The 26,325-nt window shown below is 72.6% G+C and carries 28 protein-coding genes; 8 read left to right on the top strand and 20 right to left on the bottom strand.

The genetic code is table 11. From position 1 onward, the window contains the following. Nucleotides 1–8 precede the first annotated feature (8 nt). From ACQ1X7_RS18465 to ACQ1X7_RS18440, 6 genes are all read right to left on the bottom strand, one after another. Complete coding sequence (locus tag ACQ1X7_RS18465; protein ID WP_432479703.1) at nt 9–356, bottom strand: fumarate reductase subunit FrdD; 348 nt, start codon at nt 354–356, stop codon at nt 9–11. Further along, entirely contained in the window at nt 353–757 is a 405-nt protein-coding gene (locus tag ACQ1X7_RS18460; protein WP_432479702.1) for a fumarate reductase subunit C, read from the bottom strand. Before ACQ1X7_RS18460 ends, ACQ1X7_RS18465 begins: the two co-directional genes overlap by 4 nt. Further along, complete coding sequence (locus tag ACQ1X7_RS18455; protein ID WP_432479701.1) at nt 754–1,524, bottom strand: succinate dehydrogenase/fumarate reductase iron-sulfur subunit; 771 nt, start codon at nt 1,522–1,524, stop codon at nt 754–756. The genes ACQ1X7_RS18460 and ACQ1X7_RS18455 overlap by 4 nt, the downstream gene beginning before the upstream one ends. Further along, nucleotides 1,521–3,275 carry a fumarate reductase (quinol) flavoprotein subunit gene (gene frdA / locus ACQ1X7_RS18450; protein ID WP_432479700.1) on the bottom strand — a complete coding sequence of 585 codons (1,755 nt, stop codon included), beginning with the start codon at nt 3,273–3,275 and terminating at the stop codon, nt 1,521–1,523. Before frdA ends, ACQ1X7_RS18455 begins: the two co-directional genes overlap by 4 nt. Before the next feature lie 321 nt (nt 3,276–3,596). Then, nucleotides 3,597–5,360, bottom strand: coding sequence for a 2-isopropylmalate synthase (leuA, locus tag ACQ1X7_RS18445; RefSeq protein ID WP_432479699.1), 1,764 nt, complete (start codon nt 5,358–5,360; stop codon nt 3,597–3,599). A gap of 177 nt (nt 5,361–5,537) precedes the next feature. Further along, nucleotides 5,538–6,029: a fimbrillin family protein gene (locus tag ACQ1X7_RS18440; RefSeq protein ID WP_432479698.1), complete on the bottom strand. Its 492-nt coding sequence runs from the start codon at nt 6,027–6,029 to the stop codon at nt 5,538–5,540. Nucleotides 6,030–6,132: 103 nt separating this feature from the next. Here ACQ1X7_RS18440 and ACQ1X7_RS18435 point away from each other — a divergent pair, with 103 nt between their 5' ends. Genes ACQ1X7_RS18435 through ACQ1X7_RS18425 form a run of 3 tightly spaced genes read left to right on the top strand, consistent with a single transcriptional unit; the run spans nt 6,133 to nt 8,277 of the window. Next, complete coding sequence (locus ACQ1X7_RS18435; protein WP_432479697.1) at nt 6,133–6,618, top strand: flavodoxin family protein; 486 nt, start codon at nt 6,133–6,135, stop codon at nt 6,616–6,618. 10 nt (nt 6,619–6,628) lie between these two features. Further along, complete coding sequence (locus tag ACQ1X7_RS18430) at nt 6,629–7,423, top strand: septum formation family protein (protein WP_432479696.1); 795 nt, start codon at nt 6,629–6,631, stop codon at nt 7,421–7,423. Further along, the gene (locus ACQ1X7_RS18425; protein WP_432479695.1) at nt 7,420–8,277 is read left to right on the top strand and encodes a septum formation family protein; all 858 of its coding nucleotides are present in this window, start codon (nt 7,420–7,422) and stop codon (nt 8,275–8,277) included. Before ACQ1X7_RS18430 ends, ACQ1X7_RS18425 begins: the two co-directional genes overlap by 4 nt. A gap of 22 nt (nt 8,278–8,299) precedes the next feature. On the opposite strand, the gene era is transcribed toward ACQ1X7_RS18425, so the two are convergent. The 11 genes from era to ACQ1X7_RS18370 form a co-directional block, all read right to left on the bottom strand. After that, complete coding sequence (gene era / locus ACQ1X7_RS18420) at nt 8,300–9,223, bottom strand: GTPase Era (protein WP_432479694.1); 924 nt, start codon at nt 9,221–9,223, stop codon at nt 8,300–8,302. Continuing rightward, on the bottom strand, nt 9,220–9,993 hold the full coding sequence (locus ACQ1X7_RS18415; protein ID WP_432479693.1) for a siderophore-interacting protein: 774 nt from the start codon (nt 9,991–9,993) through the stop codon (nt 9,220–9,222). Before ACQ1X7_RS18415 ends, era begins: the two co-directional genes overlap by 4 nt. A gap of 13 nt (nt 9,994–10,006) precedes the next feature. Continuing rightward, nucleotides 10,007–11,299 carry a class I SAM-dependent methyltransferase gene (locus ACQ1X7_RS18410; RefSeq protein ID WP_432479692.1) on the bottom strand — a complete coding sequence of 431 codons (1,293 nt, stop codon included), beginning with the start codon at nt 11,297–11,299 and terminating at the stop codon, nt 10,007–10,009. Beyond that, nucleotides 11,296–12,651, bottom strand: coding sequence for an FAD-binding oxidoreductase (locus ACQ1X7_RS18405; protein ID WP_432479691.1), 1,356 nt, complete (start codon nt 12,649–12,651; stop codon nt 11,296–11,298). The genes ACQ1X7_RS18410 and ACQ1X7_RS18405 overlap by 4 nt, the downstream gene beginning before the upstream one ends. Nucleotides 12,652–12,661: 10 nt before the next feature. Continuing rightward, complete coding sequence (locus ACQ1X7_RS18400) at nt 12,662–13,936, bottom strand: hypothetical protein (protein ID WP_432479690.1); 1,275 nt, start codon at nt 13,934–13,936, stop codon at nt 12,662–12,664. A gap of 622 nt (nt 13,937–14,558) precedes the next feature. Then, nucleotides 14,559–15,971, bottom strand: a complete 1,413-nt coding sequence (locus ACQ1X7_RS18395; RefSeq protein ID WP_432479689.1) for a helix-turn-helix domain-containing protein — start codon at nt 15,969–15,971, stop codon at nt 14,559–14,561. A 210-nt stretch (nt 15,972–16,181) separates the two neighbouring features. Next, nucleotides 16,182–16,523 carry a cytidine deaminase gene (locus tag ACQ1X7_RS18390; RefSeq protein ID WP_432479688.1) on the bottom strand — a complete coding sequence of 114 codons (342 nt, stop codon included), beginning with the start codon at nt 16,521–16,523 and terminating at the stop codon, nt 16,182–16,184. After that, on the bottom strand, nt 16,516–17,820 hold the full coding sequence (locus tag ACQ1X7_RS18385) for a hemolysin family protein (protein ID WP_432479687.1): 1,305 nt from the start codon (nt 17,818–17,820) through the stop codon (nt 16,516–16,518). The genes ACQ1X7_RS18390 and ACQ1X7_RS18385 overlap by 8 nt, the downstream gene beginning before the upstream one ends. Further along, nucleotides 17,817–18,266: an rRNA maturation RNase YbeY gene (ybeY, locus tag ACQ1X7_RS18380; protein ID WP_432479686.1), complete on the bottom strand. Its 450-nt coding sequence runs from the start codon at nt 18,264–18,266 to the stop codon at nt 17,817–17,819. The genes ACQ1X7_RS18385 and ybeY overlap by 4 nt, the downstream gene beginning before the upstream one ends. Further along, nucleotides 18,263–19,303, bottom strand: coding sequence for a PhoH family protein (locus tag ACQ1X7_RS18375; protein ID WP_432479685.1), 1,041 nt, complete (start codon nt 19,301–19,303; stop codon nt 18,263–18,265). Before ACQ1X7_RS18375 ends, ybeY begins: the two co-directional genes overlap by 4 nt. 64 nt (nt 19,304–19,367) lie before the next feature. Further along, nucleotides 19,368–19,736, bottom strand: a complete 369-nt coding sequence (locus ACQ1X7_RS18370) for a histidine triad nucleotide-binding protein (protein WP_432479684.1) — start codon at nt 19,734–19,736, stop codon at nt 19,368–19,370. Nucleotides 19,737–19,814: 78 nt separating this feature from the next. On the opposite strand from ACQ1X7_RS18370, the gene ACQ1X7_RS18365 reads away from it, so the two are divergent. The 3 genes from ACQ1X7_RS18365 to ACQ1X7_RS18355 all read left to right on the top strand — a co-directional run bounded on the left by ACQ1X7_RS18365 (nt 19,815) and on the right by ACQ1X7_RS18355 (nt 22,142). Next, entirely contained in the window at nt 19,815–20,375 is a 561-nt protein-coding gene (locus tag ACQ1X7_RS18365; protein ID WP_432479683.1) for a SigE family RNA polymerase sigma factor, read from the top strand. Beyond that, nucleotides 20,372–21,412, top strand: a complete 1,041-nt coding sequence (locus ACQ1X7_RS18360) for a Gmad2 immunoglobulin-like domain-containing protein (RefSeq protein ID WP_432479682.1) — start codon at nt 20,372–20,374, stop codon at nt 21,410–21,412. Before ACQ1X7_RS18365 ends, ACQ1X7_RS18360 begins: the two co-directional genes overlap by 4 nt. Nucleotides 21,413–21,530: 118 nt before the next feature. Then, nucleotides 21,531–22,142 (top strand): hypothetical protein, encoded by a 612-nt coding sequence (locus ACQ1X7_RS18355; protein WP_432479681.1) that lies wholly within the window; start codon nt 21,531–21,533, stop codon nt 22,140–22,142. 4 nt (nt 22,143–22,146) lie between these two features. On the opposite strand, the gene ACQ1X7_RS18350 is transcribed toward ACQ1X7_RS18355, so the two are convergent. Genes ACQ1X7_RS18350 through hrcA form a run of 3 tightly spaced genes read right to left on the bottom strand, consistent with a single transcriptional unit; the run spans nt 22,147 to nt 25,119 of the window. Continuing rightward, nucleotides 22,147–22,887, bottom strand: coding sequence for a 16S rRNA (uracil(1498)-N(3))-methyltransferase (locus tag ACQ1X7_RS18350; protein WP_432479680.1), 741 nt, complete (start codon nt 22,885–22,887; stop codon nt 22,147–22,149). An 11-nt stretch (nt 22,888–22,898) separates the two neighbouring features. Then, nucleotides 22,899–24,074: a molecular chaperone DnaJ gene (dnaJ, locus tag ACQ1X7_RS18345; RefSeq protein ID WP_432479679.1), complete on the bottom strand. Its 1,176-nt coding sequence runs from the start codon at nt 24,072–24,074 to the stop codon at nt 22,899–22,901. Between the two features lie 40 nt (nt 24,075–24,114). Beyond that, on the bottom strand, nt 24,115–25,119 hold the full coding sequence (gene hrcA, locus ACQ1X7_RS18340) for a heat-inducible transcriptional repressor HrcA (protein WP_432479748.1): 1,005 nt from the start codon (nt 25,117–25,119) through the stop codon (nt 24,115–24,117). 78 nt (nt 25,120–25,197) lie between these two features. Between hrcA and ACQ1X7_RS18335 the strand changes: the two genes are divergently transcribed. Together ACQ1X7_RS18335 and ACQ1X7_RS18330 are read left to right on the top strand one after the other, a co-directional pair. After that, nucleotides 25,198–26,049, top strand: a complete 852-nt coding sequence (locus tag ACQ1X7_RS18335; RefSeq protein WP_432479678.1) for an MBL fold metallo-hydrolase — start codon at nt 25,198–25,200, stop codon at nt 26,047–26,049. A gap of 47 nt (nt 26,050–26,096) precedes the next feature. Then, nucleotides 26,097–26,300 carry a hypothetical protein gene (locus ACQ1X7_RS18330; protein WP_432479677.1) on the top strand — a complete coding sequence of 68 codons (204 nt, stop codon included), beginning with the start codon at nt 26,097–26,099 and terminating at the stop codon, nt 26,298–26,300. Nucleotides 26,301–26,325 lie beyond the last annotated feature (25 nt).

Here is a 26,325-nt window from a genome sequence, read left to right as displayed (position 1 = left end):
CGGGGCGGCTAGGTGGCGCTGCCCAGCATGTGCAGGGCCACGAACACGCCGGCCAGCGCACCGCCGTAGCACACGGCCGCGACCAGCCCCCGGTGCTTGACCTGCAGGCCGTCGTACAGCGTGAACCGGAACCGGTGCGCGGCGTGGACCAGCATCATCGTGAACAGGCCCAGCAGGACCAGGAACGTGATCGGGTTCCCGACCACGGCGGCCAGCTGCGCGTGGTCGGGGGGGTCGATCCAGCCGAGCGGGAACGCGAGGGCGAACAGGAACGCCAGCACGGGCAGGAAGATCGCGGCCATCACCCCGCCGCCGCTGAAGGCCAGCCACAGGAACGGCTCGATCCGGAGCTTCATCGCGTCACCAGCCAGAACACGAATCCGGACACCACGGCCAGGCCGGCGTACTGGGCCCCGATGACGACGACGCCGGGCACCCGGCGACCGCGCACCGTGAGGACCATCGCCTGCGGCGTGAGGGCGAACCAGGTGATCGTGTGCAGCACCACGAAGCCGAACGCGACGACGTGGAGCGCGACCAGCCACGGCGAGGCCGCCCACTCCAGGTGCGCCTCGTACGCCGCCTCCCCGCGGCCGACCGCGCGCACGAAGAGGCACAGGTAGAGGACCAGCCAGGCCACGAAGATGCTGCTCAGCTCGCGCATCACGAACACGAAGTAGCTCCGCTTGCGGAGCCACCACAGCACCGGCACCTCCCGGTGGTGGCGCAGGTCGGGCTGGACCGCGGGCTGGGTCATCGCCGCAGCGCCCGCGGGAGGAGGAAGGCCTTGACCGACTCCTGGGCCGCCTTCAGCTTGTAGCGCTGGATCGCCCCCGCCGGGTCGACGTGCTTGGGGCAGACGCGGGTGCACTCGCCCACGAACGTGCACCCGTAGACCCCCTCGTGCTCGATGAGGACGTCCAGCCGCTCCCGGGCGCCGTGGTCGCGGGAGTCGAGGTCGTAGCGCTCCGCGAGCGCGATCGCGGCCGGCCCGACGAAGTCGGGGTCGAGCCCGTAGACCGGGCACGCGGCGTAGCAGAGCATGCAGTTGATGCACATGCTGAACTGCTTGTAGGCGTCGAGCTCCTCGGGGGTCTGGAGGTACTCCCCGTCGCCCTCGCCCTCCTGGTCCGGCACGGCGTCGTCGTCCCGGATGATCCACGGCTTGACCGTCGGCAGCTTCTCCATGAAGTCGGAGAGGTCGACGACCAGGTCCCGGACGACCGGGAAGTGCGCGAGCGGCTCGACCGTGACCGGTCCGGGCGCGTAGTCGGAGAGGAACGTCCCGCAGGTCAGCCGCGGCTCATCGTCGACGTTCATGCCGCAGCTGCCGCAGATGCCCATCCGGCACGACCAGCGGAACACCAGCGTGGGGTCGACCTCGTCCTTGACGTGGGTCAGCCCGTCGAGGACCGTCCACTCCTCCCGCATCGGGACCTCGTACTCCTGCCAGCCGGGCTCGTGGTCCCTGTCGGGGCGGTACCGCGCCACCCTCAGCCCGATCCGGTCCGTCGTCCCGCTCACCTGCCGTACACCCTCTCTCCCGGTGGCCAGCCGGTGACGGTCACGGGCACCCGCTCGACGTACGGGCTGCCGTCGTCACCCCGGCCGACCAGCTGGTGGACCAGCCACTGCTCGTCGTCCCGCGCGGTGTGGTCGGTGCGCTGGTGGGCGCCGCGTGACTCCTCGCGCCTGATCCCCGCGGCGAGGATGCACTCGGCCACGTCGAGCATGTTGGCCACCTCCAGGCGCGCCACCAGCTCGGTGTTGAACGTCCGGCAGGTGTCGACGACGCCGACGCTCCCGATCCGGTCCTGGAGCTTGTGCAGCAGGTCGGCGCCCTCCGCCATCGACTCCGCGTCGCGGTAGATGCCCGCAGCCTCCTCCATCACCAGCTGCATCTCGGTGCGGATCGAGGACACCGCGTCGTCGCGGGCGTTCCGACCGAGCACCTCCTGCTCCAGCCGGCGCACCTCGTCGGCGGCCTGGGCAGCGATCGCGGGTGGAGGGGCCTCTGCGCGTGCGGCGTACTCGGCCGCGGCGCGGCCGGCGCGCGCCCCGAACACCAGGCACTCGGGCAGCGAGTTGGAGCCGAGCCGGTTGGCGCCGTTGATGCTGACGCAGGCGGTCTCGCCGGCGGCGTACAGGCCGTCGAGCGGGGTGGCACCGTCGAGGTCGGTGCTCACTCCGCCCATCATGTAGTGGACGACGGGGCGCACCGGGATCAGCTCGCTGACCGGGTCGATGCGCTCGTACTTCCTGCACAGCTCACGCACGAACGGGAGCTTGGCGTCGATCAGCTTCGCACCCAGGTGCCTGAGGTCGAGGTGCACCACCTCGCCGTACGGCGTCGCAACCGCCCGCCCGCGCTCGATCTCGTGGACGATCGCCTGGGAGATGCGGTCGCGCGGGCCGAGCTCCATGCTCCGCAGGACGGGCGTGGGCGACGGGGTGCCGAGGTCGTAGTCCTGCAGGAACCGGTAGCCGTCCTTGTTCACCAGCCAGCCGCCCTCCGCGCGCGCCGCCTCGGTGATCAGGATCCCCGTGAACGGCAGCCCCGTCGGGTGGTACTGCACGAACTCCATGTCCTTGAGCGGCGCCCCGGCCCGGTAGGCCAGGGCCATCCCGTCGCCGGTGTTGATGTTGGCGTTCGTGGTGAACGGGAAGACCTTGCCGCACCCACCCGCGGCCAGCACGACAGCCTTGGCGGTGATCGCGCGGATCCGGCCGGTCGCGAGCTCGACCGCCACCACGCCGTGCACCCGGCCGTCGTCGACCAGCAGCCGGGTCACGAACCACTCGTCGTACCGGTGCACGGCGCCGTACTTCAGCGAGGTCTGGAACAGGGCGTGCAGCATGTGGAACCCCGTCTTGTCGGCGGCGAACCAGGTGCGCATGTTCTTCATCCCACCGAAGGCCCGGACCGCGACGTGCCCGTCCGGCTCGCGGCTCCAGGGGCAGCCCCAGTGCTCGAGCCGGAGCAGCTCGCGCGGCGCCTCGTGGACGAACATCTCCACGGCGTCCTGGTCGGCGATCCAGTCGCTGCCGGAGATGGTGTCGTAGATGTGCTCCTCGACGGTGTCGTCCTGCGCGATCACGCCGGCGGCGCCGCCCTCCGCCGACACCGTGTGGCTGCGCATCGGGTAGACCTTCGACACCACGGCCACGTCGAGGTCCGGGCTGGCCTCCGCGATCGCGATGGTGGCTCTCAGACCGGCGGCGCCGCCACCGATCAGGAGCACGTCGTGCGCGCCGGCGGTGAGGTCCTCACTCACCCCGGAACTCCTCGTCGACGAGGACCCTGCCCCGGTGGTGCACCACCATGTGGTGCAGGCTGCCGTCGTGGAACTCCTCACGGTGGACCTGGCAGCCGCAGGAGTACACGACGTCCTCGGTGACCAGCCCCTGCTGGTCCTCGGTCAGGATCCGTTCGCCGCCGCGCTGGCTACCGCACGGCGCGGCGACCGGGTCGAAAGCGGGTGACGGTCGCGGTCACGGCGCACCTCCTCGGGTGAGCGGTGCCCCCCCCCGGCGGGCACCCTCCACCCACGGTCCCGCATCGGGCGCCCCTTGTGAAGGGGCGGGGCGGGGCGCCGTCAGGCCCGGTTGACCGCGCTCACGACGGCCTTGAGGGAGGCGGTCACGATGTTCGCGTCGATGCCGACACCCCAGAGGACCTCGGTCTCCCCCGCCGCGGTGGTGAGAGCACACTCCACGTACGCCGCAGCAACGGCGTCGCCACCGGACGAGAGGGCGTGCTCGGCGTAGTCGAGCACCCGGACGTCCCACGCCTGCGGCAGTCCGTTGAGCGCGTCGACGAACGCCGCGATGGGTCCGTTGCCGGAGCCCTCGAGCGTCCGCAGCTCGCCCTCGACATACACGTTGACGGTGAGGGCGTCCCGCTCCCCGGCCGCGCTCGAGGTGTGCACCGAGTTGAGCCGGAGCGGCTCCTCCCGGGTGAGGTACTCGGAGGAGAAGACCTCCCAGATCCGGGCCGACGACATCTCGCCGCCGTCGGTGTCGGTGCGCTGCTGCACCACCCGGCTGAACTCGATCTGGGCCCGTCGCGGCAGGTCGAGCTTGTGCTCGGCCTTGAGGATGTAGGCCACGCCGCCCTTGCCCGACTGGCTGTTGACCCGGATCACGGCCTCGTAGCTGCGGCCCACGTCCTTCGGGTCGATGGGGAGGTACGGCGCCTCCCAGGCCACCTGCTCGACCGGGACGCCCTGGTCGCGGGCCTTCCGCTCGAGGTCCTCGAGACCCTTCTTGATCGCGTCCTGGTGGGACCCGGAGAATGCGGTGTAGACGAGGTCGCCGGCGTACGGGTGCCGCGGGTGGACGGGCAGCTGGGTGCAGTACTCGACGGTCCGGCGGATCTCGTCGATGTCGGAGAAGTCGACCTGGGGGTCGATCCCCTGGCTGAACAGGTTCATGCCGAGGGTGACCAGGCAGACGTTGCCGGTGCGCTCGCCGTGGCCGAAGAGGCACCCCTCGACCCGGTCGGCGCCGGCCATCATCGCGAGCTCGGTCGCGGCGACCGCCGTGCCACGGTCGTTGTGGGGGTGCAGCGAGACCGTGGTCCGGTCGCGGCGGGTCAGCTGCCGGCAGAACCACTCGATCTGGTCGGCGTACACGTTGGGGGTGGCCATCTCGACGGTGGCCGGCAGGTTGAGGATGATCTCGCGGTCGTCGTCGGGCTGCCAGACGTCGGTCACCGCCTCGCACACCTCGACGCTGAACGGCAGCTCGGTGCCGGTGAAGATCTCGGGGCTGTACTCGTAGCCGATCACCGTGGCGCCGAGGATGTTCTCGCTGTGCTTCATCACCAGCTCGGTGCCGCGCACCGCGATGTCCTTGACCTCGTCCGGGCTCGCGTGGAAGACGACCCGGCGGAACAGCGGGGCCAGCGCGTTGTAGAGGTGGATGTTGGCGTGGTGGATCCCGACGAGGCTGTGGACCGTGCGCTCGATGAGGTCCTCCCGCGCCTGGGTCAGCACCGAGATCGTGACGTCCTCGGGCACCCGGTCCTGCTCGACGAGCTGGCGGACGAAGTCGAAGTCGGTCTGGCTGGCGCTGGGGAAGCCGACCTCGATCTCCTTGTAGCCCATCGAGACCAGCAGGTCGAACATCGCCATCTTGCGGGCCGGCGTCATCGGGTCGATCAGCGCCTGGTTGCCGTCCCGCAGGTCGGTCGAGAGCCACCGCGGTGCCTCGGTGATCGTCCGGGTCGGCCAGGTGCGGTCCGGCAGGTCGATCGGCTCGAACGCACGGTAGCGCTCGATCGGCATGCTGCTGGCCCGCTGGGCGTGGGTGGAGCGGAACGGGGGTCGTACGTCGGGGTGGGTCCCGGAGTCAGTCATGGTGCGGCCTTCGCAGATCGGGTGGAGTGTGCCGGCGGCACGAGCCCTCCGCAGCGAGGAGACCGGCTCTCAGGCCTCGCTGCGGCGGCGAAGGAGCAGCAGTGCGCGCGTCATGACCCGGTCAGCATAACCGCCCCGGGCCCGTCGGTCGCCCGGCGGTCCACGGGGCGGATCCGCTCAGCCCTGGGGGCCCAGGCACTCCTGCAGCGCGCCCATCAGCTCCTGGTTGCCCGCCTCCTGGTCGTTCATGAAGACCGCGGTCAGGAAGTTGTGGAGCACCTCGTCGCTGAGGTTCTCCTCGACGCACTGCTGCGCCTCCTCGGGCAGCTCGCCCATCGCGGAGGTGAACAGCTCCTTGATGTCGGCGCACCCGGCCATCACGTCGGCCGCCGACCCGGCGTCGCCCTCGGACATCTTGACGTTCTCGATGCCGTCGTTCGCCTCGAGGTCCTCGGTGATGATGCCGTACTCGGTGAGCTGGTCGACGCCGATCTCCTCGACCATGCCGTCACCGACGCAGTCGGCCTCCTCCTGGGTGACCTCGAAGGTCTGGTCGTTGCTCTCCATGATGGAGTCCGAGATGGCCTGGGAGGCCGCCTCCTCGTCCTGACCGCACGCCGTCAGGGACAGCGCGAGCAGGACGGCGACGCCGATGGTGCGGAGCTTCATGCGGTGGGTTCCTCCCTGGAGACGAGACAGCACGACCCTAGCCTGCGGCCCGTGGCCGGGAGACGCCCGCCCGGTCGCGGGCGCGCCGCCCTAGCCTGAGGCCATGGCCCGGCTCCTCGTCGTCCACCACTCCCCCACCCGCGCGACCCGGCAGCTCACCGACCGGGTGGTGGCCGGTGCCCACGACGACGCGATCACCGGTGTCGAGGTCGAGGTCCTCCCCGCCCTCGAGGCGGACCGGGCCGACCCCGCGGACGCCGACGGGTTCCTGCTCGGGACCTCCGCCAACTTCGGCTACATGAGCGGGGCGCTCAAGCACTTCTTCGACCGGCACTTCCTGGCCCTCGGAGGGGCCCTCGCCGACGACGGCTCGGGCGCCCCGGTGACGGGCGGCCGGAAGCCCTACGGGCTGTGGGTGCACGGACGGTACGACACGACCGGGGCCGTACGGTCGGTGCAGGCCATCGCCGGCGCGCTGCCCTGGCGACAGGCCAGCGAGGTGCTCGAGGTGCTCGGCGACGTGGGCGAGGAGCAGCTCGAGGCGGCGTACGAGCTCGGAGGTACCATCGCGGCACTGCTGGCCGACTGAGGAGGACCGCGTGCCGCTGAGGCTGCCGGGCGCCCTGCTGGGCGCCCTGCTGCTGGTCGGCTGCTCGGCCTCCGGACAGGGCTCCGACGTCGACCCCGACCAGGTCGACGCGGTCGAGGCCCCCGAGCTCGGGGCGTGCCGGCTGCTGGGCCCCCAGGACGTCGCCGAGCCCAGCAACGCGACCCGCACCGTGGCCTGCTCCGAGCAGCACACCGCCCAGACCTTCGCCGTCGGGCAGCTCCCGGCGGAGTTCGACGACGCCGACTACCACCACCCGGACCTCGGGGCCTTCGCCTACGACGAGTGCAGCACCCGCTTCGAGAAGTTCCTCGGCGCCGACGAGAGCCTGGCGATGCGGACCGTCGTCAGCTGGGCCTGGTTCCGGCCGTCGGAGGAGGCCTGGCGACAGGGAGCACGCTGGTACCGGTGTGACATCGTGGGGGGCGGCGACCAGAGCTCCGCCTACGTGTCGCTGCCGGCCGACGCCAAGGGTCTGCTGCAGGGCCGCATCGACGACCGGTGGCTGGTCTGCGCCGAGGGCCCGACGGTCGCCGCCGCGGCGCGGGTCCCCTGCTCGGAGAGCCACACCTGGCGCGCGGTGACGACGATCAAGCTCGGGGAGCCCGAGGACCCCTACCCCGGTGACAGGCTCGTCGAGGTCCGGACGCGCGACTTCTGCGACAAGTCGGTCGGGGCGGTGCTCGGCTACCCGGTGCGCTACGACTTCGCCTACACGTGGTTCCACGAGGCCGAGTGGGAGGTCGGCAACCGCAGGTCGATCTGCTGGGCCAAGACCGACCGATGACCAAGCGTCTCTCGCTGCTCGCCGCGCTCGCCGTGACGCTGGCCGCGGTCGTGGTCGGGTGGCGCACCTACGAGCGGCAGCCGGACGCCGAGCCGGACCCGACCACCCCGTCCAGCTCGGCGCCGAGCGCGTCGCCGTCCGCCTCCCCCACGCCCGCGAAGCCGCCACCGGTCCCGCGCGTGGGTGCCTGCTACCGGCTGACGTACGCCCAGGCGGTGGCGCCGACGACGTCCCTGCGCGACGTCCCGTGCGACCGGCAGCACACCGCGGTCACCTTCGAGGTCGGCGAGCTCGACACCGTCGTCGGCGGCCACCTGGTCACCGTCGACTCCCCGCGCGTCCGCGACCAGGTCGCCGCGGCCTGCCCGGAGGCCTTCGGGAGGTTCGTCGGAGGGACCGTCGAGCAGCAGCGGCTCAGCCTGCTCCGCCCGGTCGGGTTCACCCCGACCGTCGAGCAGTCCGACCGCGGCGCGACCTGGTACCGGTGCGACGTGGTCGCGGTGGCCGGCGGCAACGAGCTGTCGCCGCTCGGCCCGCAGCTCGGTGGGGTGCTCGCCACCGAGGAGGGCCGGACCGCCTACGGCCTGTGCGCGACGGCTGGACCCGGCACCGACGACTTCCGGACCGTGATCTGCTCCGCCGAGCACTCGTGGCGGGCCGTCCGCACCGTCACCTTCGAGGGGGACGCCTACCCGGGCACCGCCGCCGTGCGCGAGGCCGGTACCCAGCCCTGCCGCGCCGCCGGCCGGGCCGCCGCCGGCGGCGCCCTCGACTTCCGGTGGGGCTACGAGTGGCCCACCGCGGAGCGGTGGCGGGCCGGCCGGACCTACGGCATCTGCTGGGTCCCGGCCTGACCCCGATGACCACTCGTCGTCGTCAGAAGCCGAGCTTGCGGAGCTGCCGCGGGTCGCGTTGCCACTCCTTGGCGACCTTGACGCGCAGGTCGAGGTAGACCGGGACGCCGAGCAGCGACTCGATCTGGGTCCGGGCCCGGCGACCGACGTCCTGGAGCCGCTGCCCGCGGTGCCCGATCACGATGCCCTTCTGGGAGTCGCGCTCGACGTAGAGGCTGGCGTGGATGTCGAGCAGCGGCTTGTCCTCGGGGCGGTCCTCCCTCATCCGCATCTCGTCGACGACCACGGCGATCGAGTGCGGCAGCTCGTCACGCACGCCCTCCAGCGCGGCCTCGCGGACCAGCTCCGCCGCCAGGTGCTCCTCGGGTGCGTCCGAGAGCTCGTCGTCCGGGTACAGCTGCGGGCCCTCGGGCATCTGCTGCACCAGCAGGTCCGCCAGCAGGTCGACCTGGTCGCCGGCCACCGCGGACACCGGCACCACCTCGGCCCACTCGATCCCGTGGGCGCGGCCGAGCTCGGCGACGTCGATCAGGTGCTCGGCGATCCGGTCGGGGGCGGCGAGGTCGGTCTTGGTGACGATCGCGAGCTTGGTCGTCCGCCGGACCTGCGCGAGCTCCTTGACCAGGAAGGCGTCGCCCGGTCCGACCTTCTGGTCGGCCGGGAAGCAGACCCCGACCACGTCCACCTCGGCCCAGGTCGTGCGGACCAGGTCGTTGAGGCGCTCCCCGAGCAAGGTGCGGGGGCGGTGCAGGCCGGGGGTGTCGACGAGGACCAGCTGCGCGTCGGGACGGGTCACGATGCCGCGGACCACGGTCCGCGTCGTCTGCGGCTTGTCGGAGGTGATGACCACCTTCTGGCCGACCAGCGCGTTGGTCAGCGTCGACTTGCCCGCGTTGGGGCGGCCGACGAAGCAGGCGAACCCGCTGCGGAACCCGTCGTCGGTCACGGCATCTCCTCCCGGGCCCGGTCGTAGTCGGCCCAGATCTCCTCGTCGGACTTGCCGGCGGCCTTGCCCGCACGCCAGATCGGGCCGGGGTCGACGGCGCGCGGCTGCCGTTCCTTCACGCCGCGCCAGTAGCCCATCACGTCGTACGACGACGCCGGCATCCGGCGCCCTCGCATCAGGAACTTGCGGATGGCCCGCATCTGCGCCGACTCGCCGGCCATCCAGAAGTAGCCGGGGCCCTCCGGCCAGTCGAGACCCTCGACCACCTCGGCGAGCCGGCTGCCGCCACCCCTGGGTGGGGTCAGCCAGGTGACGTCGGTGGCGTCCGGGAGGTAGCCCGCCAGGTCGTCGGGCACCTCCGCCCACACCCTGGTCGGCAGGTCGGTGACCGTCTCGGTGATCCGCGCCATCGCCGGCATCGCGGTCAGGTCCCCCACCAGCATCAGCCAGCCGGCGTCCTCGGGGAGGGTGAACGAGCCGCGGGGCTCGGTCAGCGTGACCACGTCGCCCCGGCAGTCGCGGGAGGCCCACTCGGTGACCAGGCCGACGTCGTGGACGACCACGTCGAGCTCCATCAGGGCACCGTCGAAGGAGCGGACCGTGTAGTAGCGGGACTGGTACTGCCCGGGCACGACCAGTCCCACCCACTCGTCGGGCACCCCGCTGGAGGCGAAGTCACCGAGACCCGCCAGCCGCAGCCGCACCAGGTGGGGCGAGAGGACCTCCCGGTCGGCCACCGTGGCCTGGAAGGTCCGGGCTCGCGTGGTCACCGTCCGAGGCTAGTCACCACGTCGGCCGTAGGGGGAATCCGTCGGCACCGGACGCGGTCGTGCGGCCCGCCAGCACCTGGTGGAGCTGGATCTCGTTGCGCTCGAAGGCCAGCCGGGACCCGGCCATGTAGAGCCCCCACACCCGCGCCGTCCCCTCGCCGACCTCCGCCACGGCCTCGTCCCAGTGGTCGACGAGGTTGCGGCACCACCCGGTGAGGGTGAGCGCGTAGTGACGGCGCAGGTTCTCCTCGTGCATCACCTCGAGCCCGGCGTCCTGGGCCTCGGTGATGATCCGCCCCGACCCCGTGAGCTCGCCGTCGGGGAAGACGTAGCGGTCCAGGAACGCGCCGATCGCCTGCCGCCGGTTGTGCGGCCGGGTGATGCAGTGGTTGAGCAGCCGGCCCTCGGGTCGCAGGCGGTCCCGCAGGTGGCGGAAGTACGCCGGGTAGTTGCGGACGCCGATGTGCTCGGTCAGCCCGATCGAGCTCACCGCGTCGAAGTCGGACTCCAGGACGTCCCGGTAGTCGAGGTGGCGGACCTCCGCGCGGTCGCCGAGACCCTCGCGGTCGATCGCCTCCTTGCCCCACTCGGCCTGCTGCCGGGAGAGGGTGACGCCGAGCGCGTGCACGCCGTACTCGCGGGCGGCGTGGCGGACCATCCCACCCCAGCCGCAGCCGACGTCGAGCAGCCGCTGGCCGGGCTTGAGGTCGAGCTTGCGGCAGACCAGGTCGTACTTCTCGGCCTGTGCCTCCTCGAGGGTGGCGTCGGCGTGCGGGAACACCGCGCAGGTGTAGGTCATCGACGGGCCGAGCACCAGCTCGTAGAACCGGTTGGAGACGTCGTAGTGGTGGTGGATCGCCTCGGCGTCCCGGCCGCGCGAGTGCCGCAGCCCCTCGACCGCCCGTCGCCAGCGCGGGAGCGTCTCCTGCGGGGGCGGCGGCGGTGGCCGCAGGCTGCCGAGACCGAGCGACCGCAGCACCGTGAGGCCCTCGCTCGCCGTCGGGGTGCGGAAGCGGAGGCTGTTCTGGAGGAACACCAGTGCGTCGTAGGGGTCGCCCGGGTGGACGCCGTGGAGCAGCAGGTCGCCGGTCACGTAGGCGCGGGCCATGCCGAGGTCGCCGGGCGCGGTCAGCAGGTAGGCGAGGCCCCGGGGCGAGGTCAGCTCCAGCGCGACCGGCGAGTCCGGCGGCCCGACGGCGCTGCCGTCGTACGCCGTGAACCGCAGGGGCATGCCGTCGCGCATCAGCGAGTCGACGGCCTCGGCGATGGTCAGGCTGGGAGTGGTCGGTCGGGTCTTCTGGGTCACGCGCGTCGCACCACCTTGTCGTAGAGGGACGTGAGCCGGTCGTCGGGGTCGAACCGCTGCTTGACGCGGGCCAGGTGGTCCCCGTCGTAGAGCGCGTCGAACGTCGCCCGGTCGTAGAACGCCTCGGAGTAGAGGCTCTTGTGGCCGCCGAGCCGGTGGACCTCCTGCTCGATGGCCCGGTTGCGGGGGGCGTCGACGGCGTCCGGGCCGACGTGGACGGTGCCCCAGAAGCCGACGTTGACGTAGAGCACCTCGGGATCGAGCGGGTACGTCGGCCAGGTCCGGGTCGCCCGCACCGGGCACAGCCACACCGGCCGCATGCCGACGGTCTCGTCGAACCAGGCCAGGAACTCCGGGAGCCGGTCGACCGGGATCTCGACGTCCTGGATGACCCGCTCGCGCTGCGGACGGTTGGCGCGACGGTCGAGCCGGTCGGCGATGTCGAACCGGTGGTCGAGGGCCAGCAGCCGCAGGTAGACGTCCGAGCGGCGCCAGCGCCGCGCCCACACCCGTCGGAGGAGGGGGTGCTGGGCGCCGAAGGCGCGCGAGCACCAGAACCAGTCGGTGTCCCAGCGCCAGAGGTAGTCCAGCCCGGTGAGCAGGTCGGTGTCGCGCTCGGCGACCGAGCGGTAGTAGACCTGCTGACCCGTGTAGTCGCTGGTCGGCCCACCGGTGTCCTGCCAGCGGGCGAGGGTGAGGACGAGGCGGCCCGGTTCGAACGCGACCCCGTCGAGGCCGTCGACCTGCTCCCCCTCGTAGCTGCCGGTCGCGGCGATCTCCGCCACCGTCTTCGCGAGCAGTGCGGGGTCGTCGAACCGCAGGTGCCGCAGCCCGACGTAGCGCGGCGCCGGCTCGAGGTCGATCCGGAGCCTCGTGGCGTAGCCGAGCGAGCCGTAGGTGTTGGGGAAGGTGTCGAACAGCTCGTCCCCGGGTCGGGTGGTCACCACCTCGCCGGCACCGGTCAGCACGTCCATCTCCCGGACAGACTCGTGGGGCAGCCCGTTGCGGAACGACGTCGCCTCGATCCCGAGACCGGCGACCGCACCGCCGAGCGTGATGGTGCGCAGCTGCGGGACGACCAGCGGCATCAGCCCGTGGGCCAGCGTGGCGTCGACCAGGTCCTCGTAGGTGCACACGCCCTGGACGTCGGCGGTGCGCGCCTCGGCGTCGACCGCCACCACGCCGGTGAGCCCGGAGGCGTCGAGCCGCGCGTCGGCGTGCACGCGCGGCCGGAACAGGTTGGACGTGGTGGTGCGCAGTCGCACCGGCGCGCCCCGCGGGATGGTGACGTAGCTGCGGACCAGCCGGTCCACGCCCTCCCCGTGGCGCTCCCACCCGACGGGATCGCTCACGGGCCCCACGTTAGCCAGCCGACCGGGCGCGCGCGAGCAGGTTGGCGTCGAGCCGGCTCTCGCGGCGGTCGAGCCGGACGAGCAGCCGGGACATCGCCTCCTCGTGGCGCCCGGCGCGCGTGAGCGCCTGGAGCAGGGTGTCCTCGAAGACCTCGCGCTGGGCGTGCGACCCGCCGTAGCGCACGACGGCGGCCTCCTCGGCCAGGAGCAGGTCGCTCGCGGTCGGGTGGTCCCCCTCGACGTACGCCGCCAGGCCGCGGGCCAGCCCGGGAAGCAGGTCGGCTGCGCCGGGTGCGCCGAACGACGCCGCCGCTGCCGCGAACCGCCGGAGCGCCTCCGCGTCGCCGGCGGTGGCGAGCCCCAGGGCCACGTGGACACCGACGAAGGTGGACGGCACCGACCCCACCAGGGAGGCGACCATCGGGGCGACCGGGGTGTCCGACGGGTCGGTGCCCTCGGGCACCAGGCCGTGCAGCTGGCAGCGCCAGAGCATCGAGGTGCCGTCGACGAGGCCCCCTGCTCCCGGGCGGGACGCGCAGTGCCGGTAGCGCTCCAGCGCCCCGTCACCGTCGCCGACCGCGAGGTGGTGGAGGGCCGAGTGCCAGACGAGGTGCGACCCGAACGGCGCCTCCTGGTCGGTGCCCGGCAACCAGGCGTCCAGCCAGGCCAGACCACGGTCGTGGTCACCCGCCTCGAAGTGGACGTGGGCCAACGGATGTCCGCCGGAGAAGCCGGTCGGGTCCAGCTCGAGGGCTCGTACGGCGTCCCGGTGCGCCTCCTCGAGACGACCCCGGTCCTGGGCGTGCATCGCCTCGTAGCCGAGCAGCACCGGGTGCTCGCCGACCGCGGCGGCGGAGGCCCGGACGTGGCCGAGCGCCTGCTCGTCACCGTCCGGCTCGGTGGAGGTCGAGGCGAGGAACACCGCCACGCCCAGCCCCACCAGGTCGGCCGGGTGGTGTCGGTGGTGCCGCACCCAGCTCGGCCGCGCGGGCCAGATCCCCTGGCTGTGCGTGGTGAGGACGGCCTCGGTGAACGAGCGCTCCCAGTCGTGGTCGGCGTGCCCGGCCCGCGCGGCCGCTGCCTCGTCCGCCGCGTCGAACCCGGCGACGTCGAAGAGCGCGAGCAGCAGGGCTGCGGCGTGCGCCACGGCGAGGTCGGGGTCGGCGGCGAGCACCCGGCGCAGGGCGTCCTCCGGGCCGGACCGCCGGGCGACGTAGCGGTCCACGAAGTCGTCCCACGCGGCCGCCGTGTCGGCATCGGTGGCCGGTCGCAGCTGCCGGCTCATCACCCCACCTCCGGATCTCACGCTAGACCTGGCCGCCGCGGCGCGGCAGGATCACCTCCGGGAGGGTCCCGCGCACGACACGAGGCCCCCCGCACCGTGGGTGCGGGAGGCCTCTTCGTGCCCATTACGGAACACGCGCTCGTCGGGTCCGGGGGGATGGACTCGTTGCGAGCTCCCGACGGAGGCGGTTCGTGGGGTTTGCCTCGCGTCTGTGACCAGAGTTTACACGTTATCGGCCGTGGGGGGAGGGTTTCCGGAACATGTTTTTGGTCGTCCAGACCACCCCCTCTGAGCAGGCAAAACAGTGCATTCGGGCACCTCCTGACCAGGGGTTACCGACACGTTCGGCAACTTCGGGCACTTCCGGATTTGCCACCCCATGCTCCATGCTTGGCGCGACCACTCCCACACCCCCGACTCCCCAAGGAGCTCATCGCCATGACCCGCAAGCTCAAGCTCGCCGTCGCCGCCGTCATGACCGTCGCCGTCACCACCATGGGTGTCGGCACCGCCACCACTGGCATCGCCGTGGCCAAGGACCGCAGCGGCTGCTGCTGACGCTCACACTCGGCGTCACCCTCACGAGACCTCCAGCGAGTTCCCGAGACCCGCTGGGTCCCCGTCAGGGGATCGCCGACGACACGTTCACGCTCATCGGGATCGCCGTCCGCGCCCGCAGTCCGGTCGAGGCAGCGGCGCTCCGGTAGGCGTCGCGCGCCGCGTCGAGGTCGCCCAGCGCCTCGAGCAGGCCCGCGAGCTCGAACCACAGGTCGGCCGCGTCACGGTCGGCGCCCACTCCGGTGAGCTGGAGCACCGCGTCCCGGTAGGCCGCCCGCGCGTCGTCGGGGCGCCCGGCGGCAGCCGCTGCCTGGCCCTCGATCAGCTTGGCGTCGGCCGCCGCAAGAGGTGACTGCCCGGCCACCTTGGCGTGCACCACGGCGCCGAGCTCGTGGGCCGCCACCAGGTCGCCCGCGAGCAGCAGGGCGCGCGCCCTCGCGATGTCGTTGCGCGCGATGTCGAGCACCCCACCACTGGAGGCGGCAAGCTCCTCGGCCGCTAGGTCGAGCATGGCGAGCGCCGCGTCGACGTCGGGCGGGTCGAGCTGCAGCTGCATGTCGGCGAGCGCCGTCCGCAGCCGGGCCAGGTTGCGCCCGTCCTGCCCCTCGGCCAGGAGCGCGAGGGCGCGCTCGGCGAGCGGGATCGCCTCCGCCACCGAGCCGCGATCGGACTCGAAGAGGCTCGCGTTCCAGTACGCCGCGGCGCGGGCCTTCGGGGAGTTCAGCTTCTCGGCCTTGGCGATCGCCCGACGGCAGATTCGGATGGCCTGACCCGTGTCGCCTCGCGACTGGTAGGCGAGCGCGATGGTGACCGAGAGCTGGACGGCCTCGTCGCTGCTGTCGAGCGGGGACCCCTCCAGCTCGGCCAGCACGCGCTCGCCGGCCTCGATGGCCAGCGACAGGTCACCGGACTCGCGGTAGCACCGGCTCAGCGCGATGGCCGCCTGGATCCGTGGGATCGCCACCACGCCCGCGCGGGGGATGGCGCCGGGCTCGAGCGGGATCGCGCCACCGCTGGACACGATCGTCTCGAGCTCCAGGATCGCGTCGTCGACGTTGCCCTGCGACTCGAGCGCTCGGGCGACCAGGTAGGTCGCCCGGTCGGCGAGGTCGTGGTGGACGATCGCCACGGCGCGGTCGCGCGCCTCGCGGGCCCGGACCTCGGCCTCGGCGTGCTCGCCGTTCTCGAGGGAGAGCTCGGCGAAGTCGAGGGCCAGCCGGAGCTCGTCCTGCTCGGGCGCGGTCGCACCGCGCAGCAGCATGTCGATCGAGACGCCCAGTCGCTGGGCCAGCGCCTCGAGCACCTCGGCGTTGGGTCGTCGATGCCCGGACTCCAGTCGCGAGACGTAGCCGACGGACACCAGGTCGCCGGCCAGGTCGGTCTGCGTCCAGCCCCGCGCGAGGCGGGCTGCGCGGAGTCGCGACCCCAGCTCATAGGGGCGGATCTCCTGCAGGAGGGCGGAGTCAGCGAGGTTCATGGGCCCAATTGTGACCGACAGAACGACAATCTGGTCAAGTTTCCAGTCAACTCGTTCCAGCCCGGTCCGATTTGCCGTCGCGCGCCCTAGTCTGCGGGAGCCGGGGGATGGCAAGTCACGCGTGTGTCTCTGACACACGCGTGACTCATTTCCGGACCGTTCTCCAGGCCATTCTCCGGGCCGGGGACAGCGCCCGCCGGACTAGACCGGCTAGGACTCCCGCGTCTCGACGACCCGGCCGCGCGGGTCACCGCGGTGGATCGGTACGCCGGCGCCGGCGAAGTCGCGGACCACGTCGAGGTCGCGCTCGGCCAGCGAGCCGGCGTCGGTGAGGACCACCACGGCCTCGAGACCGCGCGAACCGGACGAGACCGCCATCGCCACGCAGACCGCGACGGCCGAGACCTGCAGCGACGGCAGGTCGACGGTGGCGGCGGCGTAGGTGCGCCCGTCGCTGTCCCGGACCGCCGCCCCCTCGGCCGCGCTCGTCCGGGCCCGGGTGCTGCGCGCCAGGGTCACCAGCTTGCCGTCCTCGCCCGCGAGGTCAGGCATCCGCGTCCTCCTGCGCCGGGCGCGCGGCGGGCTCGATCCTGCTGATCAGGACCGTGTCGATCTTGTTGCGGCGCCCGGCGGCGTCCTCGGCGGTGAAGCGCAGGCCGTGGGCCTCCACGGAGGAACCCGGGATCGGGACCAGCCCGAGGTGCTTGGCCATCAGCCCGCCCACGCTGTCGACGTCCTCCTCCTCGACGTCGAAGCCGAACAGCTCGTCGAGGTCGTCGACCGGGTAGCGCGAGGAGACGCGGGCCGAGCCGTCGTCGAGCTGCTCGACCTCGATCTCGTCCTCGTCGTACTCGTCGGTGATCTCGCCGACGATCTCCTCCAGCAGGTCCTCGATGGTGATCAGCCCCGCCGTGCCGCCGTACTCGTCGACCACGACCGCGACGTGCTGGCGCTTGGCCTGCATCTCGGAGAGCAGCGCGTCGACCGGCTTGGAGTCGGGCACGAAGAACGCGGGGCGCATCACTTCCTCGACCCGCTGGGTGAACTCGACGTCGGGCGCCTCGAAGTCGCGGCGCACCAGGTCCTTGAGGTAGGCGAAGCCGAGGACGTCGTCGAGGTTCTCGCCGATCACCGGGACCCGCGAGAAGCCGCTGCGCAGGAACAGCGACATGGTCTGCCGCAGGTTCTTGTGGCGCTCGATGTAGACGACGTCGTTGCGGGGCACCATCACCTCACGGGCGATCGTGTCGCCGAGGTCGAACACCGAGTGGATCATCTTCCGCTCGCCGGACTCGATCACCGCCGAGGCCTCGGCCAGGTCGACCAGCTCGCGGAGCTCGGTCTCGGTCGAGAACGGGCCCTCCCGGAACCCGCGGCCGGGGGTGATCGCGTTGCCGACCAGGATCAGCAGCCGCGGGACCGGGCCGAGGATCCTGGTGATGGCGGCGAGCGGCGCCGCCGACCAGAGGGCGACCCGCTCGCTGTGCTGCCGGCCGAGGGTGCGCGGCGCGACGCCGATGACCACGAACGACACGACCAGCATCACGGCGATCGAGGTGAGCGCGGCGGGCCAGAAGGCGTAGGTCCAGGCGTCGCGGACCAGCTGGGTGACGAAGACGATGGCCGCGATCTCGCACAGCAGCCGCAACAGCAGGGCGGTGTTGAGGTAGCGGGCGGGGTCGTCGAGGACGGTGACCAGCCGCCTGGCGCCGGCACGCCCCTCCCCCGCGAGCTCCGCGGCCCGGGCCCGCGACGACGCCGACAGCGCGGCGTCGGCCGCGGAGAAGAGGCCGGCCAGCACCACCAGGGTCGCGGCCGCGCTCAGCAACCACACGTCGCCCGCGGTCACCGCTGTCGCCACTCCCCCAGCAGCTGGTCCTGGAGCCCGAACATCTCGCGGTGCTCGTCCGGCTCCGCGTGGTCGTAGCCGAGCAGGTGCAGGATGCCGTGGACGGTGAGCAGCTCCAGCTCCGCACCGGTCCCGTGGCCCGCGGTCTCGCCCTGGCGCTCGGCCACCGCCGGGCACAGCACGAGGTCGCCGAGGACACCCTCCTCGGGGTCCTGGTCGACGAGGCCCGGGCGCAGCTCGTCCATGGGGAAGGCCAGCACGTCGGTCGGCCCCTCCTTCTCCATCCACTGCTCGTTGAGCTCGGCGATGGTGGCCTCGTCGACCGCCTTGATGCACAGCTCGGCCAGCGGGTGGACGCGCATCCGGTCCATCACGAACCGGGAGAGGGAGGCGAGGCGCTGGACGTCGAGCCCGGTCCCGGACTCGTCCAGGACCTCGATGCTCACGGTCGCGACCCCCGGTCGGTCACCGGCGGGCGCTTGGCGTCCCAGTCGTCGTACGCCGCGACGATCCGCCCGACCAGCTTGTGGCGGACGACGTCGTGGCTGGTGAGCATGTTGAACACGACGTCCTCGACACCGGTCAGGATCTCCTGGACGACCTTGAGCCCGGAGCGGGTGGCGCCGGGCAGGTCGATCTGGGTCACGTCGCCGGTCACCACGATCTTGGAGCCGAAGCCGAGCCGCGTCAGGAACATCTTCATCTGCTCCGGCGTGGTGTTCTGCGCCTCGTCGAGGATCACGAACGCGTCGTTGAGGGTCCGGCCCCGCATGTAGGCCAGGGGCGCGACCTCGATGGTGCCGGCTGCGAGCAGCTTGGGGATCGACTCGGGGTCGATCATGTCGTGCAGCGCGTCGTACAGCGGGCGCAGGTAGGGGTCGATCTTCTCGCTGAGGGTCCCGGGCAGGAACCCGAGCCGCTCGCCGGCCTCGACCGCCGGGCGGGTGAGGATGATCCGGTTGACGTCCTTGCCCTGCAACGCCTGCACGGCCTTGGCCATCGCGAGATAGGTCTTGCCCGTCCCGGCCGGCCCGATGCCGAAGGTGATGGTGTGCTTGTCGATGGAGTCGACGTAGCGCTTCTGGTTGAGGGTCTTCGGGCGGATCGAGCGGCCGCGGTTGGAGAGGATGTTGAGCGACAGCACGTCGGCAGGACGCTCGGTGGTCTCCGCCCGGAGCATGGCCAGCACCCGCTCGACGGTCTCGGTCGAGAGCCCCTGACCCGTGCGGAGGATCGTCACCAGCTCGTCGAGCAGCCGCTCGGCGAGCGCGATCTCGCCCGGCTCGCCCTGGAGGGTGATCCGGTTGCCGCGCACGTGGATGTCGGCGTCGAAGGCCTTCTCGAGCAGGGCGAGGTGCTCGTCAGCGGGTCCGAGCAGGCTGACGAGGTCGATGCTGTTGGGGACGACGACGGTGTGCCGGGTCGCGGTGCGGTCGACCGCCGAGTCGGCACCGCGATCGGTGGAGTGCGGAGTGTCGGTCATGGGCCTCCCATGCTACGCAGGGGCTCCGCGCCGGGCCCACCGGGATTCGGGCCCCCGGCGTCCCTCACCCGGGGGGCCAGGCCAGCTCCCGCCCGCCGAGCAGGTGCAGGTGGGTGTGGAAGACGCTCTGACCGGCCCCGGGACCGGTGTTGAGCACCAGCCGGTAGTCGCTCAGGCCCTCGCGGCCCGCCACCTCGGCCGCGGCCGCCACCAGCCGTCCCACCGCCTCCGGATCGGCCTCGGTGGTCGCCGCCGCGTCGGGCCGGTGGTGGCGGGGGACGACCAGCACGTGGGTGGGCGCCACCGGGTTGACGTCGCGGAAGGCGACCACGTGGTCGGTGGTGAGGACGAGGTCGCCCGGGATCTCACCGGCCACGATCTTGCAGAACAGGCAGTCCGGATCGGTGTCGACCTGACGGCTCTCGGAGGTCATGGGGCCACTGTAGGAGAGGAATCCGGGTTCGACGGGTGTCAACCACCTGAGGCGGCGACGCGTGCTACTAGCGTGCTGATGCATGCGACCCTCTACGCCGGACCGCTCCTCGTGAGCGGCCCGACGACCTGGGACGCCGACCAGGCGCTGGACCAGCTGTACGCCGCCCACTGGCGTTCGCTGGTCCGCCTCGGCGTGCTCCTGGTGCACGACGTGTCGCTCGCCGAGGAGATCGTCCAGGACTCCTTCGTGGCCGTGCACAGCCGCTGGCGCCGGCTGCGGGACCCCGACCGGGCGCTGGCCTACCTCCGTCAGACGGTGGTCAACCGGGGCCGATCGGCCCTGCGCCACCGGGCCGTCGTCGAGCGGCACGCCGAGCGGGAGCGCCCGGTGACCACGCTGCCCGGCGCCGACCACGCCGTGATGTCCGACGACCGCCGCGACCGGGTGCTCGACGCGCTCCGGGCCCTGCCCGCGCGCCAGCGTGAGGTGCTCGCCCTGCGCTACTACTCCGAGCTCTCCGAGGCCGAGATCGCCGACGCGCTCGGCATCAGCCGGGGTGCGGTGAAGAGCCACGCGTCACGTGGGGCCGCCGCGCTGCGGGTGTCCCTCTCCGACTACCTCGAGGACCGCACATGAGCCCCCGCGACCAGCTCGACCCCGAGCTCGACCGCCGGCTCGGCGAGCTGCTGCGCGGAGCCGTGTCAGGGATCGAGCCCGACGACCGGCTCGGTGAGCTGCGCGCCCGGGTGTCGCGACCGCCCCGTCGACGCGCGGCCCTGGTCGCGCTCGCCGGGGCCGCGCTCGCGGGCGGTGCCGCGGTGGCCGCGGTGGCGGTCGGGCCCGAGCTGCTGGGTGACGACGACCCGGTCGACCCGCCGGTGGCCTCCTCGCCCGGCGCGGCGTCCGACGACGCCGACGCCGAGTCGAGCGCCCCGCCGGTGGCGGCCCGTGCCGTGGCCGGCTACTACCTCGGCGAGACGCCGGCCGGCGTACGCCTCTACCGCGAGTTCCGGTCGGTGGAGTCCGCCGACGACGGCCCCGACGCGTCGGTCCGGCTGCTGACCACCGCTCCGGCGGACCCCGACTACCGCACCGAGTGGCCCGACGGCGCCTTCGCGGGAGCCGAGGTGGGTGACGACCGGATCACCGTCGAGCTCGCCGACCCCTCGCTGGAGGATCTCCCCGAGTCGATGACGGAGGAGGAGGCGCGGGCCTCGGTGCAGCAGGTCGTCTACACGCTCCAGGCGTACGCCCAGCAGCGGCTGCCGGTGGAGTTCACGACGACCGACGGGCCGGTCGACCAGGTCCTCGGCACCGCGTCGGTGGAGCCGCAGACCGCGGCGACCCCCATCGACATCCTGTCCCACGTCAACCTGAGCGCCCCCGACGAGGGACAGGCCGTCTCCGGCCGGATGTCCGTCGAGGGCGTGGCCAGCTCCTTCGAGGGCAACGTCCCCTGGACGCTGACCGACGAGGCGGGGCAGACGGTGGACCAGGGCTTCTTCACCGCGAAGGGGTCGATGGGCGTGCAGCTCCATCCGTTCCGCGGCAGGATCGACCTCTCCTCCGTCGAGCCCGGCACCTACACCCTCGAGGTCACCACCGACGACCCGACGGGCGGGGCCGAGGGGCCCGGCGCCTTCTCCGACACCCGCCGCATCGTCGTCGAGTGAGCGGGTCCGCCCTCTTTCCGGCGGCCCTTGACCCCCTCCGGGGCCGGTCGTAACGTCACCAGACGGGGGCGAGGCGCGGTGCCCACCCTCGGGCGTCCCCGGACAGCAGGGGGACCTCATGTTCATCCAGATCATCCAGGGCAGCTGCCGTCGCCAGGACGAGTGCCGACGGCTCATGGACGAGTGGCTCGCCGACATCGCACCCGGCGCCGTCGGGTGGCTCGGCGGCACCTACGGCTTCACCGACGACGGCCAGCTGGTCGCGGTCGTCCGCTTCGAGTCGCGCGAGGCAGCGATGGCCAACTCGGCCCGCGAGGAGCAGGGCGCGTGGTGGAGCCGGATGGAGGCCTGCTTCGACGGCCCGGTCGAGTTCCACGACTGCGACCGCGTCGTGATGATGCTCGAGGGCGGGTCCGACCAGGCCGGCTTCGTCCAGGTCATCCGCGGCCGGCTCGACGACCCCGATGCCCTCGAGTCCGGGATGCGGGAGATGGAGACGCTGCTCCACGAAGCGCGGCCGGAGATCATCGGCGCCACGTTCGCGATCGAGCCCGACGGCACCTTCACCGAGACGGTGGCCTTCACCAGCGAGGCGGCCGCCCGGGAGGCGGAGTCGCGGACCGTTCCCGACTCCGGGCCGATGCACGACGCCATGGCCAGCTGGGACCGGATGGTCCACGACCTGAGCTTCCACGACCTGCACCACCCGTGGTTCGCGTCGAAGGCGTGACGCGCTAGCCCCAGCGCGGGGTACGGACGAGGAGGGCCGCCGCGGCCGCGAGCCCGGCGGTGGAGGTCCGCAGCACCTCGGCGCCGAGCCGCACCGGCGTGGCCCCGGCGTCGACGAACCCGGTGACCTCCTCGTCGGTCAGCCCGCCCTCGGGACCGACCACGAGCACGACGGTGCCGGTCGCGGGCACCTCGACCGTGGACAGGGTCGTGGTCGCGTCCTCGTGCAGGACCAGCGCCAGGTCGGCGTCGGCCACCAGGTCCGCCGCGTCGGCGGTCGAGGCGAGCGGCGCGACCTGCGGGTGCCAGGTGCGACGTGCCTGCTTGGCGGCCTCCCGGGCGGTGGCCCGCCACTTCGCCAGCGACCGGGCGGCGCGCTCGCCGCGCCAGACCGCCACGCTGCGCGACGCTGCCCACGGCACGACGGTGTCGACGCCGATCTCGGTCAGCACCTCGACCGCGCGCTCGCCGCGGTCGCCCTTGGGCAGGGCCTGGACCACGACCAGCTCGGGCTCCGGTCGCGGCTCGTGGCGGACGTCGTCGACCGCGACCTCGAAGACCCGCTTGCCGGTCGAGACCACGGCGCCCGTGGCCGCGGCTCCGACGCCGTCGGTGAGCACCACCTGCTCACCGGCGCGCAGCCGCCGTACGGCCACGGCGTGGTGGGCCTCGTCGCCGGTCACCGCGACCGTCGAGCCCGGCGCCACGCCGTCCAGCGACGGCACCAGGTGGACGGGGAGGCTCATCGGTGCCGGGATCAGTGCGGGTTGAACGCGTCGCGGAGCCGTCCGAAGACCGACTTCGACGCCGGCCGGACCTGCCCCGTCGGCTGCTCCTCGCTGCGGAGCGCGGCCAGCTCGTGCAGCAGCTCCTCCTGCCGCGGGTCGAGGCGGGTCGGCGTCTCCACGACCGTGTGGACCACCAGGTTGCCGCGTCCGCCACCCCGCAGTCCCGGGACCCCACGGCCGCGGAGCACCTGCTCGGCGCCCGACTGGGTGCCGGGCCGGATCTCGAGGTCGAAGCTGGTCTCGACCCCGGACCCCGCCCCCTGGTCGAGGTCGGCCTCGAGGGTCGGCAGGGTCAGCGTGGTGCCGAGGGCGGCCGCGGTCATCGGGAGCGTGATGGTGCAGTGCAGGTCGTCGCCCTGCCGGGTGAAGGTGTCGTGGGCGGCCACGTTGATCTCCACGTAGAGGTCACCCGCCGGACCGCCGCCCGGGCCGACCTCCCCCTGCTCGCCGAGCTGGACCCGGGTGCCGGTGTCGACGCCGGCAGGGATCTTGACGGTCAGCGTGCGGCGCGAGCGGACCCGTCCGTCGCCCGAGCACTCGCGGCACGGGTCCGGGATGATGGTGCCGAAGCCGCGGCAGGCCGCGCACGGGCGCAGCGTCCGGACCTCGCCCAGGAACGACCGCTGGACGTGGGCCACCTCGCCGGCTCCCCGGCAGGTCTCGCACGGCACCGGGTGGCTCCCGGGGGCCGCTCCCTCGCCACCGCAGGTCGTGCAGACGACCGCGGTGTCCACCTTGAGCTCGCGGGTGACGCCGAAGGCGGCCTCGGCCAGCTCGACGTCGATCCGGATCAGGGCGTCCTGGCCGCGGCGTACGCGGGACCGCGGACCACGCCCGCCTCCGGGCGCGGCGCCGCCGCCCCCGAAGAACGCGTCCATGATGTCGGTGAACGAGAAACCCGCACCCTGGCCACCGAAGCCGCCCATCCCTGCGAACGGGTCACCACCGCGGTCGTACGCCGCCCGCTTCTGCGGGTCCGAGAGGACCTCGTAGGCGCGGGAGACCTCCTTGAACTTCTCCTGCGAGGCGGCGTCCGGGTTGACGTCGGGGTGGTACTGGCGCGCCAGCTTTCGGTAGGCCTTCTTGATGTCGTCGGCGTCCGCGTCGCGGGTGACGCCCAGGAGGTCGTACAGGTCCTGGCTCAACGGTGTTCCTTCATGTCGTCCGTGGGGTGGTCGGGGTGGCTCATGCCTCGTCGAGGATCCGGGAGACGTAGCGCGCAACCGCGCGCACCGCGGCCATGGTCCCGGGGTAGTCCATGCGGGTGGGGCCGACGATGCCGAGGGCGGCGAGCGCCTCGTCACCGGGGCCGTAGCCGGTCGCGACCACGCTGGTCGAGGCGAGCTCCTGGTAGGGGCCCTCGTGACCGATCCGGACCGTGACGGTGTCGCCGCTGGCCTCGCCCAGCAGCTTGAGCAGCACGACGTGCTCCTCCAGCGCCTCGAGGAGCGGGCGCACCGCGGAGTCGAAGCTGTCGCCGTAGCGGGCGAGGTTGGCGGCCCCGCCGACGACGATGCGCTCGTCGGACCGGTGGTCGTCCATCGCCTCCGCGAGGGCCTCGACGACCGGGGCGGCGGTCGCGACGTCGGCGGCCAGAGCCCGCAGCGCGGTCACGGCGTCGGCGATGGTCTGGCCCGTCGCGGCCCGGTTGACCTGGAGCCGCAGGTCGGACAGCACGTCGTCGGTGAGGGTCGTCGTCATCTCGACCAGTCGCTGCTCGACCCGGCCGGTGCTGAGGATCAGCACCGTCAGCAGCCGACTGGGGCTGAGCGCGACCAGCTCGACGTGACGGACCGTGCTCCGGCTGAGGGTGGGGTACTGGACGACGGCCACCTGGCGGGTCAGCTGGGCCAGCAGGCGCACCGAGCGGTGGACGACGTCGTCGAGGTCGACGGCTCCGTCGAGCAGCGTCGTGATCGCGCGACGTTCGGCCACGCTCATCGGCTTGACGGTGGTGAGCCGGTCGACGAAGAGCCGGTAGCCCTTGTCGGTCGGCACCCGCCCGGCGCTGGTGTGGGGCTGGGTGATGAAGCCCTCCTCCTCCAGCGCCGCCATGTCGTTGCGGACCGTCGCGGGCGAGACCCCCAGCCGGTGCCGCTCGACGAGGGCCTTGGAGCCGACCGGCTCCTCGGTGGCGACGTAGTCCTCGACGATCGCCCGGAGCACGGCGAGCCTGCGTTCGTCCTGCACGTTCGCCACCTCCCTGACTCGTCGGGCACCCTCTGGCACTCACTTCGGCTGAGTGCCAAGCCTACTAGCCTCTGCTCCATGGCTGACTTCGCCGAGGTGGCGTCCCGGGTCTGGGTGGCGCGCTACGAGTGGTTCGACGCCAACGTCACGGTGCTGGGCGGCGACCGCGGTCTGCTGGTGGTCGACACCCACGGCTCCACGGCGGCCGGACGCACCGTGGTCGACGACGTAAGCCGGCTCGGTGCCGGCGAGGTCGTCGGGGTGGTGAACACCCACTGGCACTTCGACCACACGTTCGGCAACGAGGCCTTCCGGGAGGCGTGGCCGGCGGCGCCGGTGACCGCCCACGAGGACGCGGCCGACGAGCTGGCACGACGCGGCGAGGAGATCCGCCAGCGGTACGCCGACTCCCCGGACGACCCGCACCGGGACGAGGTCCTGGCCACCCGGGTCGTGCTGCCCGACGACACGTTCTCCTCCGCCAGGGTGCTCGACCTCGGCGACCGTGCGGTCGAGCTGGTCCACCCCGGGCGCGGGCACACGGCCGGTGACCTCGTCGTCCGGGTCCCCGATGCCGACGTGCTGCTCGCCGGCGACCTGGTCGAGGAGTCCGCCCCGCCGGCGTACGGGTCGGACTGCTTCCCGCTGGAGTGGCCGCTGAGCCTCGACATCGTGCTGGGGCTGACGACCAGCGGCTCGGTCGTCGTGCCTGGGCACGGCGCACCGGTCGACCGCGACTACGTCGAGGTGCAGCGCAACGAGATCGGCATCGTCGCCGAGACCGTGCGCGACCTCGCCTCGCGGGGGGTGCCGGCGGCCGGGGCGATCGGCGCCGCCGACTGGCCCTGGGAGCCGGGGTTGCTGGAGCAGGCGGTGGTGCGCGGCTACGAGCAGCTGCCGCGCAGCCAGAAGCGGCTGCCCCTCCTGTAGCCGTTGGGGTGTGTGGCCCGGACCCGGCGGCGGCTAGGTTCGGGGGCATGAGCGAATCCGAGGGAGAGCAGGGCGGCATCCGCGACGAGGACCTCCCCGAGGACCTGCAGCCCGGCGAGGACAACCCGCTCGCCGAGTCCGTGGACACCGACGAGGTCGACCGCGACGAGCTCGACCTGCACGGGGGCAAGACCCCCGAGGAGAGCGCCGACGACCAGAGCGGTGACTCCGCGGACGACGCGGATCAGTAGTCACCGGCGCGCCCTGCCGGGCCTC

Source organism: Nocardioides sp. GXQ0305 (genome assembly GCF_050880345.1).
GTDB lineage: Bacteria > Actinomycetota > Actinomycetes > Propionibacteriales > Nocardioidaceae > Nocardioides.
This window is presented reverse-complemented; position numbering and strand designations above follow the sequence as displayed.

Excerpts from the sequence above, each read along its gene's own strand:
- ACQ1X7_RS18390 (WP_432479688.1), bottom strand. The coding sequence starts at position 16,523 with ATGCCTGACCTCGCGGGCGAGGACGGCAAGCTGGTGACCCTGGCGCGC.
- leuA (WP_432479699.1), bottom strand. The coding sequence starts at position 5,360 with ATGACTGACTCCGGGACCCACCCCGACGTACGACCCCCGTTCCGCTCC.
- ACQ1X7_RS18425 (WP_432479695.1), top strand. The coding sequence starts at position 7,420 with ATGACCAAGCGTCTCTCGCTGCTCGCCGCGCTCGCCGTGACGCTGGCC.
- ACQ1X7_RS18400 (WP_432479690.1), bottom strand. The coding sequence starts at position 13,936 with ATGAGCCGGCAGCTGCGACCGGCCACCGATGCCGACACGGCGGCCGCG.
- ACQ1X7_RS18335 (WP_432479678.1), top strand. The coding sequence starts at position 25,198 with ATGGCTGACTTCGCCGAGGTGGCGTCCCGGGTCTGGGTGGCGCGCTAC.
- ACQ1X7_RS18370 (WP_432479684.1), bottom strand. The coding sequence starts at position 19,736 with ATGACCTCCGAGAGCCGTCAGGTCGACACCGATCCGGACTGCCTGTTC.
- ACQ1X7_RS18435 (WP_432479697.1), top strand. The coding sequence starts at position 6,133 with ATGGCCCGGCTCCTCGTCGTCCACCACTCCCCCACCCGCGCGACCCGG.
- ACQ1X7_RS18330 (WP_432479677.1), top strand. The coding sequence starts at position 26,097 with ATGAGCGAATCCGAGGGAGAGCAGGGCGGCATCCGCGACGAGGACCTC.
- ACQ1X7_RS18355 (WP_432479681.1), top strand. The coding sequence starts at position 21,531 with ATGTTCATCCAGATCATCCAGGGCAGCTGCCGTCGCCAGGACGAGTGC.
- ACQ1X7_RS18440 (WP_432479698.1), bottom strand. The coding sequence starts at position 6,029 with ATGAAGCTCCGCACCATCGGCGTCGCCGTCCTGCTCGCGCTGTCCCTG.
- ACQ1X7_RS18465 (WP_432479703.1), bottom strand. The coding sequence starts at position 356 with ATGAAGCTCCGGATCGAGCCGTTCCTGTGGCTGGCCTTCAGCGGCGGC.
- ACQ1X7_RS18395 (WP_432479689.1), bottom strand. The coding sequence starts at position 15,971 with ATGAACCTCGCTGACTCCGCCCTCCTGCAGGAGATCCGCCCCTATGAG.
- ACQ1X7_RS18460 (WP_432479702.1), bottom strand. The coding sequence starts at position 757 with ATGACCCAGCCCGCGGTCCAGCCCGACCTGCGCCACCACCGGGAGGTG.
- ACQ1X7_RS18350 (WP_432479680.1), bottom strand. The coding sequence starts at position 22,887 with ATGAGCCTCCCCGTCCACCTGGTGCCGTCGCTGGACGGCGTGGCGCCG.
- ACQ1X7_RS18365 (WP_432479683.1), top strand. The coding sequence starts at position 19,815 with ATGCATGCGACCCTCTACGCCGGACCGCTCCTCGTGAGCGGCCCGACG.
- ACQ1X7_RS18375 (WP_432479685.1), bottom strand. The coding sequence starts at position 19,303 with ATGACCGACACTCCGCACTCCACCGATCGCGGTGCCGACTCGGCGGTC.
- ACQ1X7_RS18360 (WP_432479682.1), top strand. The coding sequence starts at position 20,372 with ATGAGCCCCCGCGACCAGCTCGACCCCGAGCTCGACCGCCGGCTCGGC.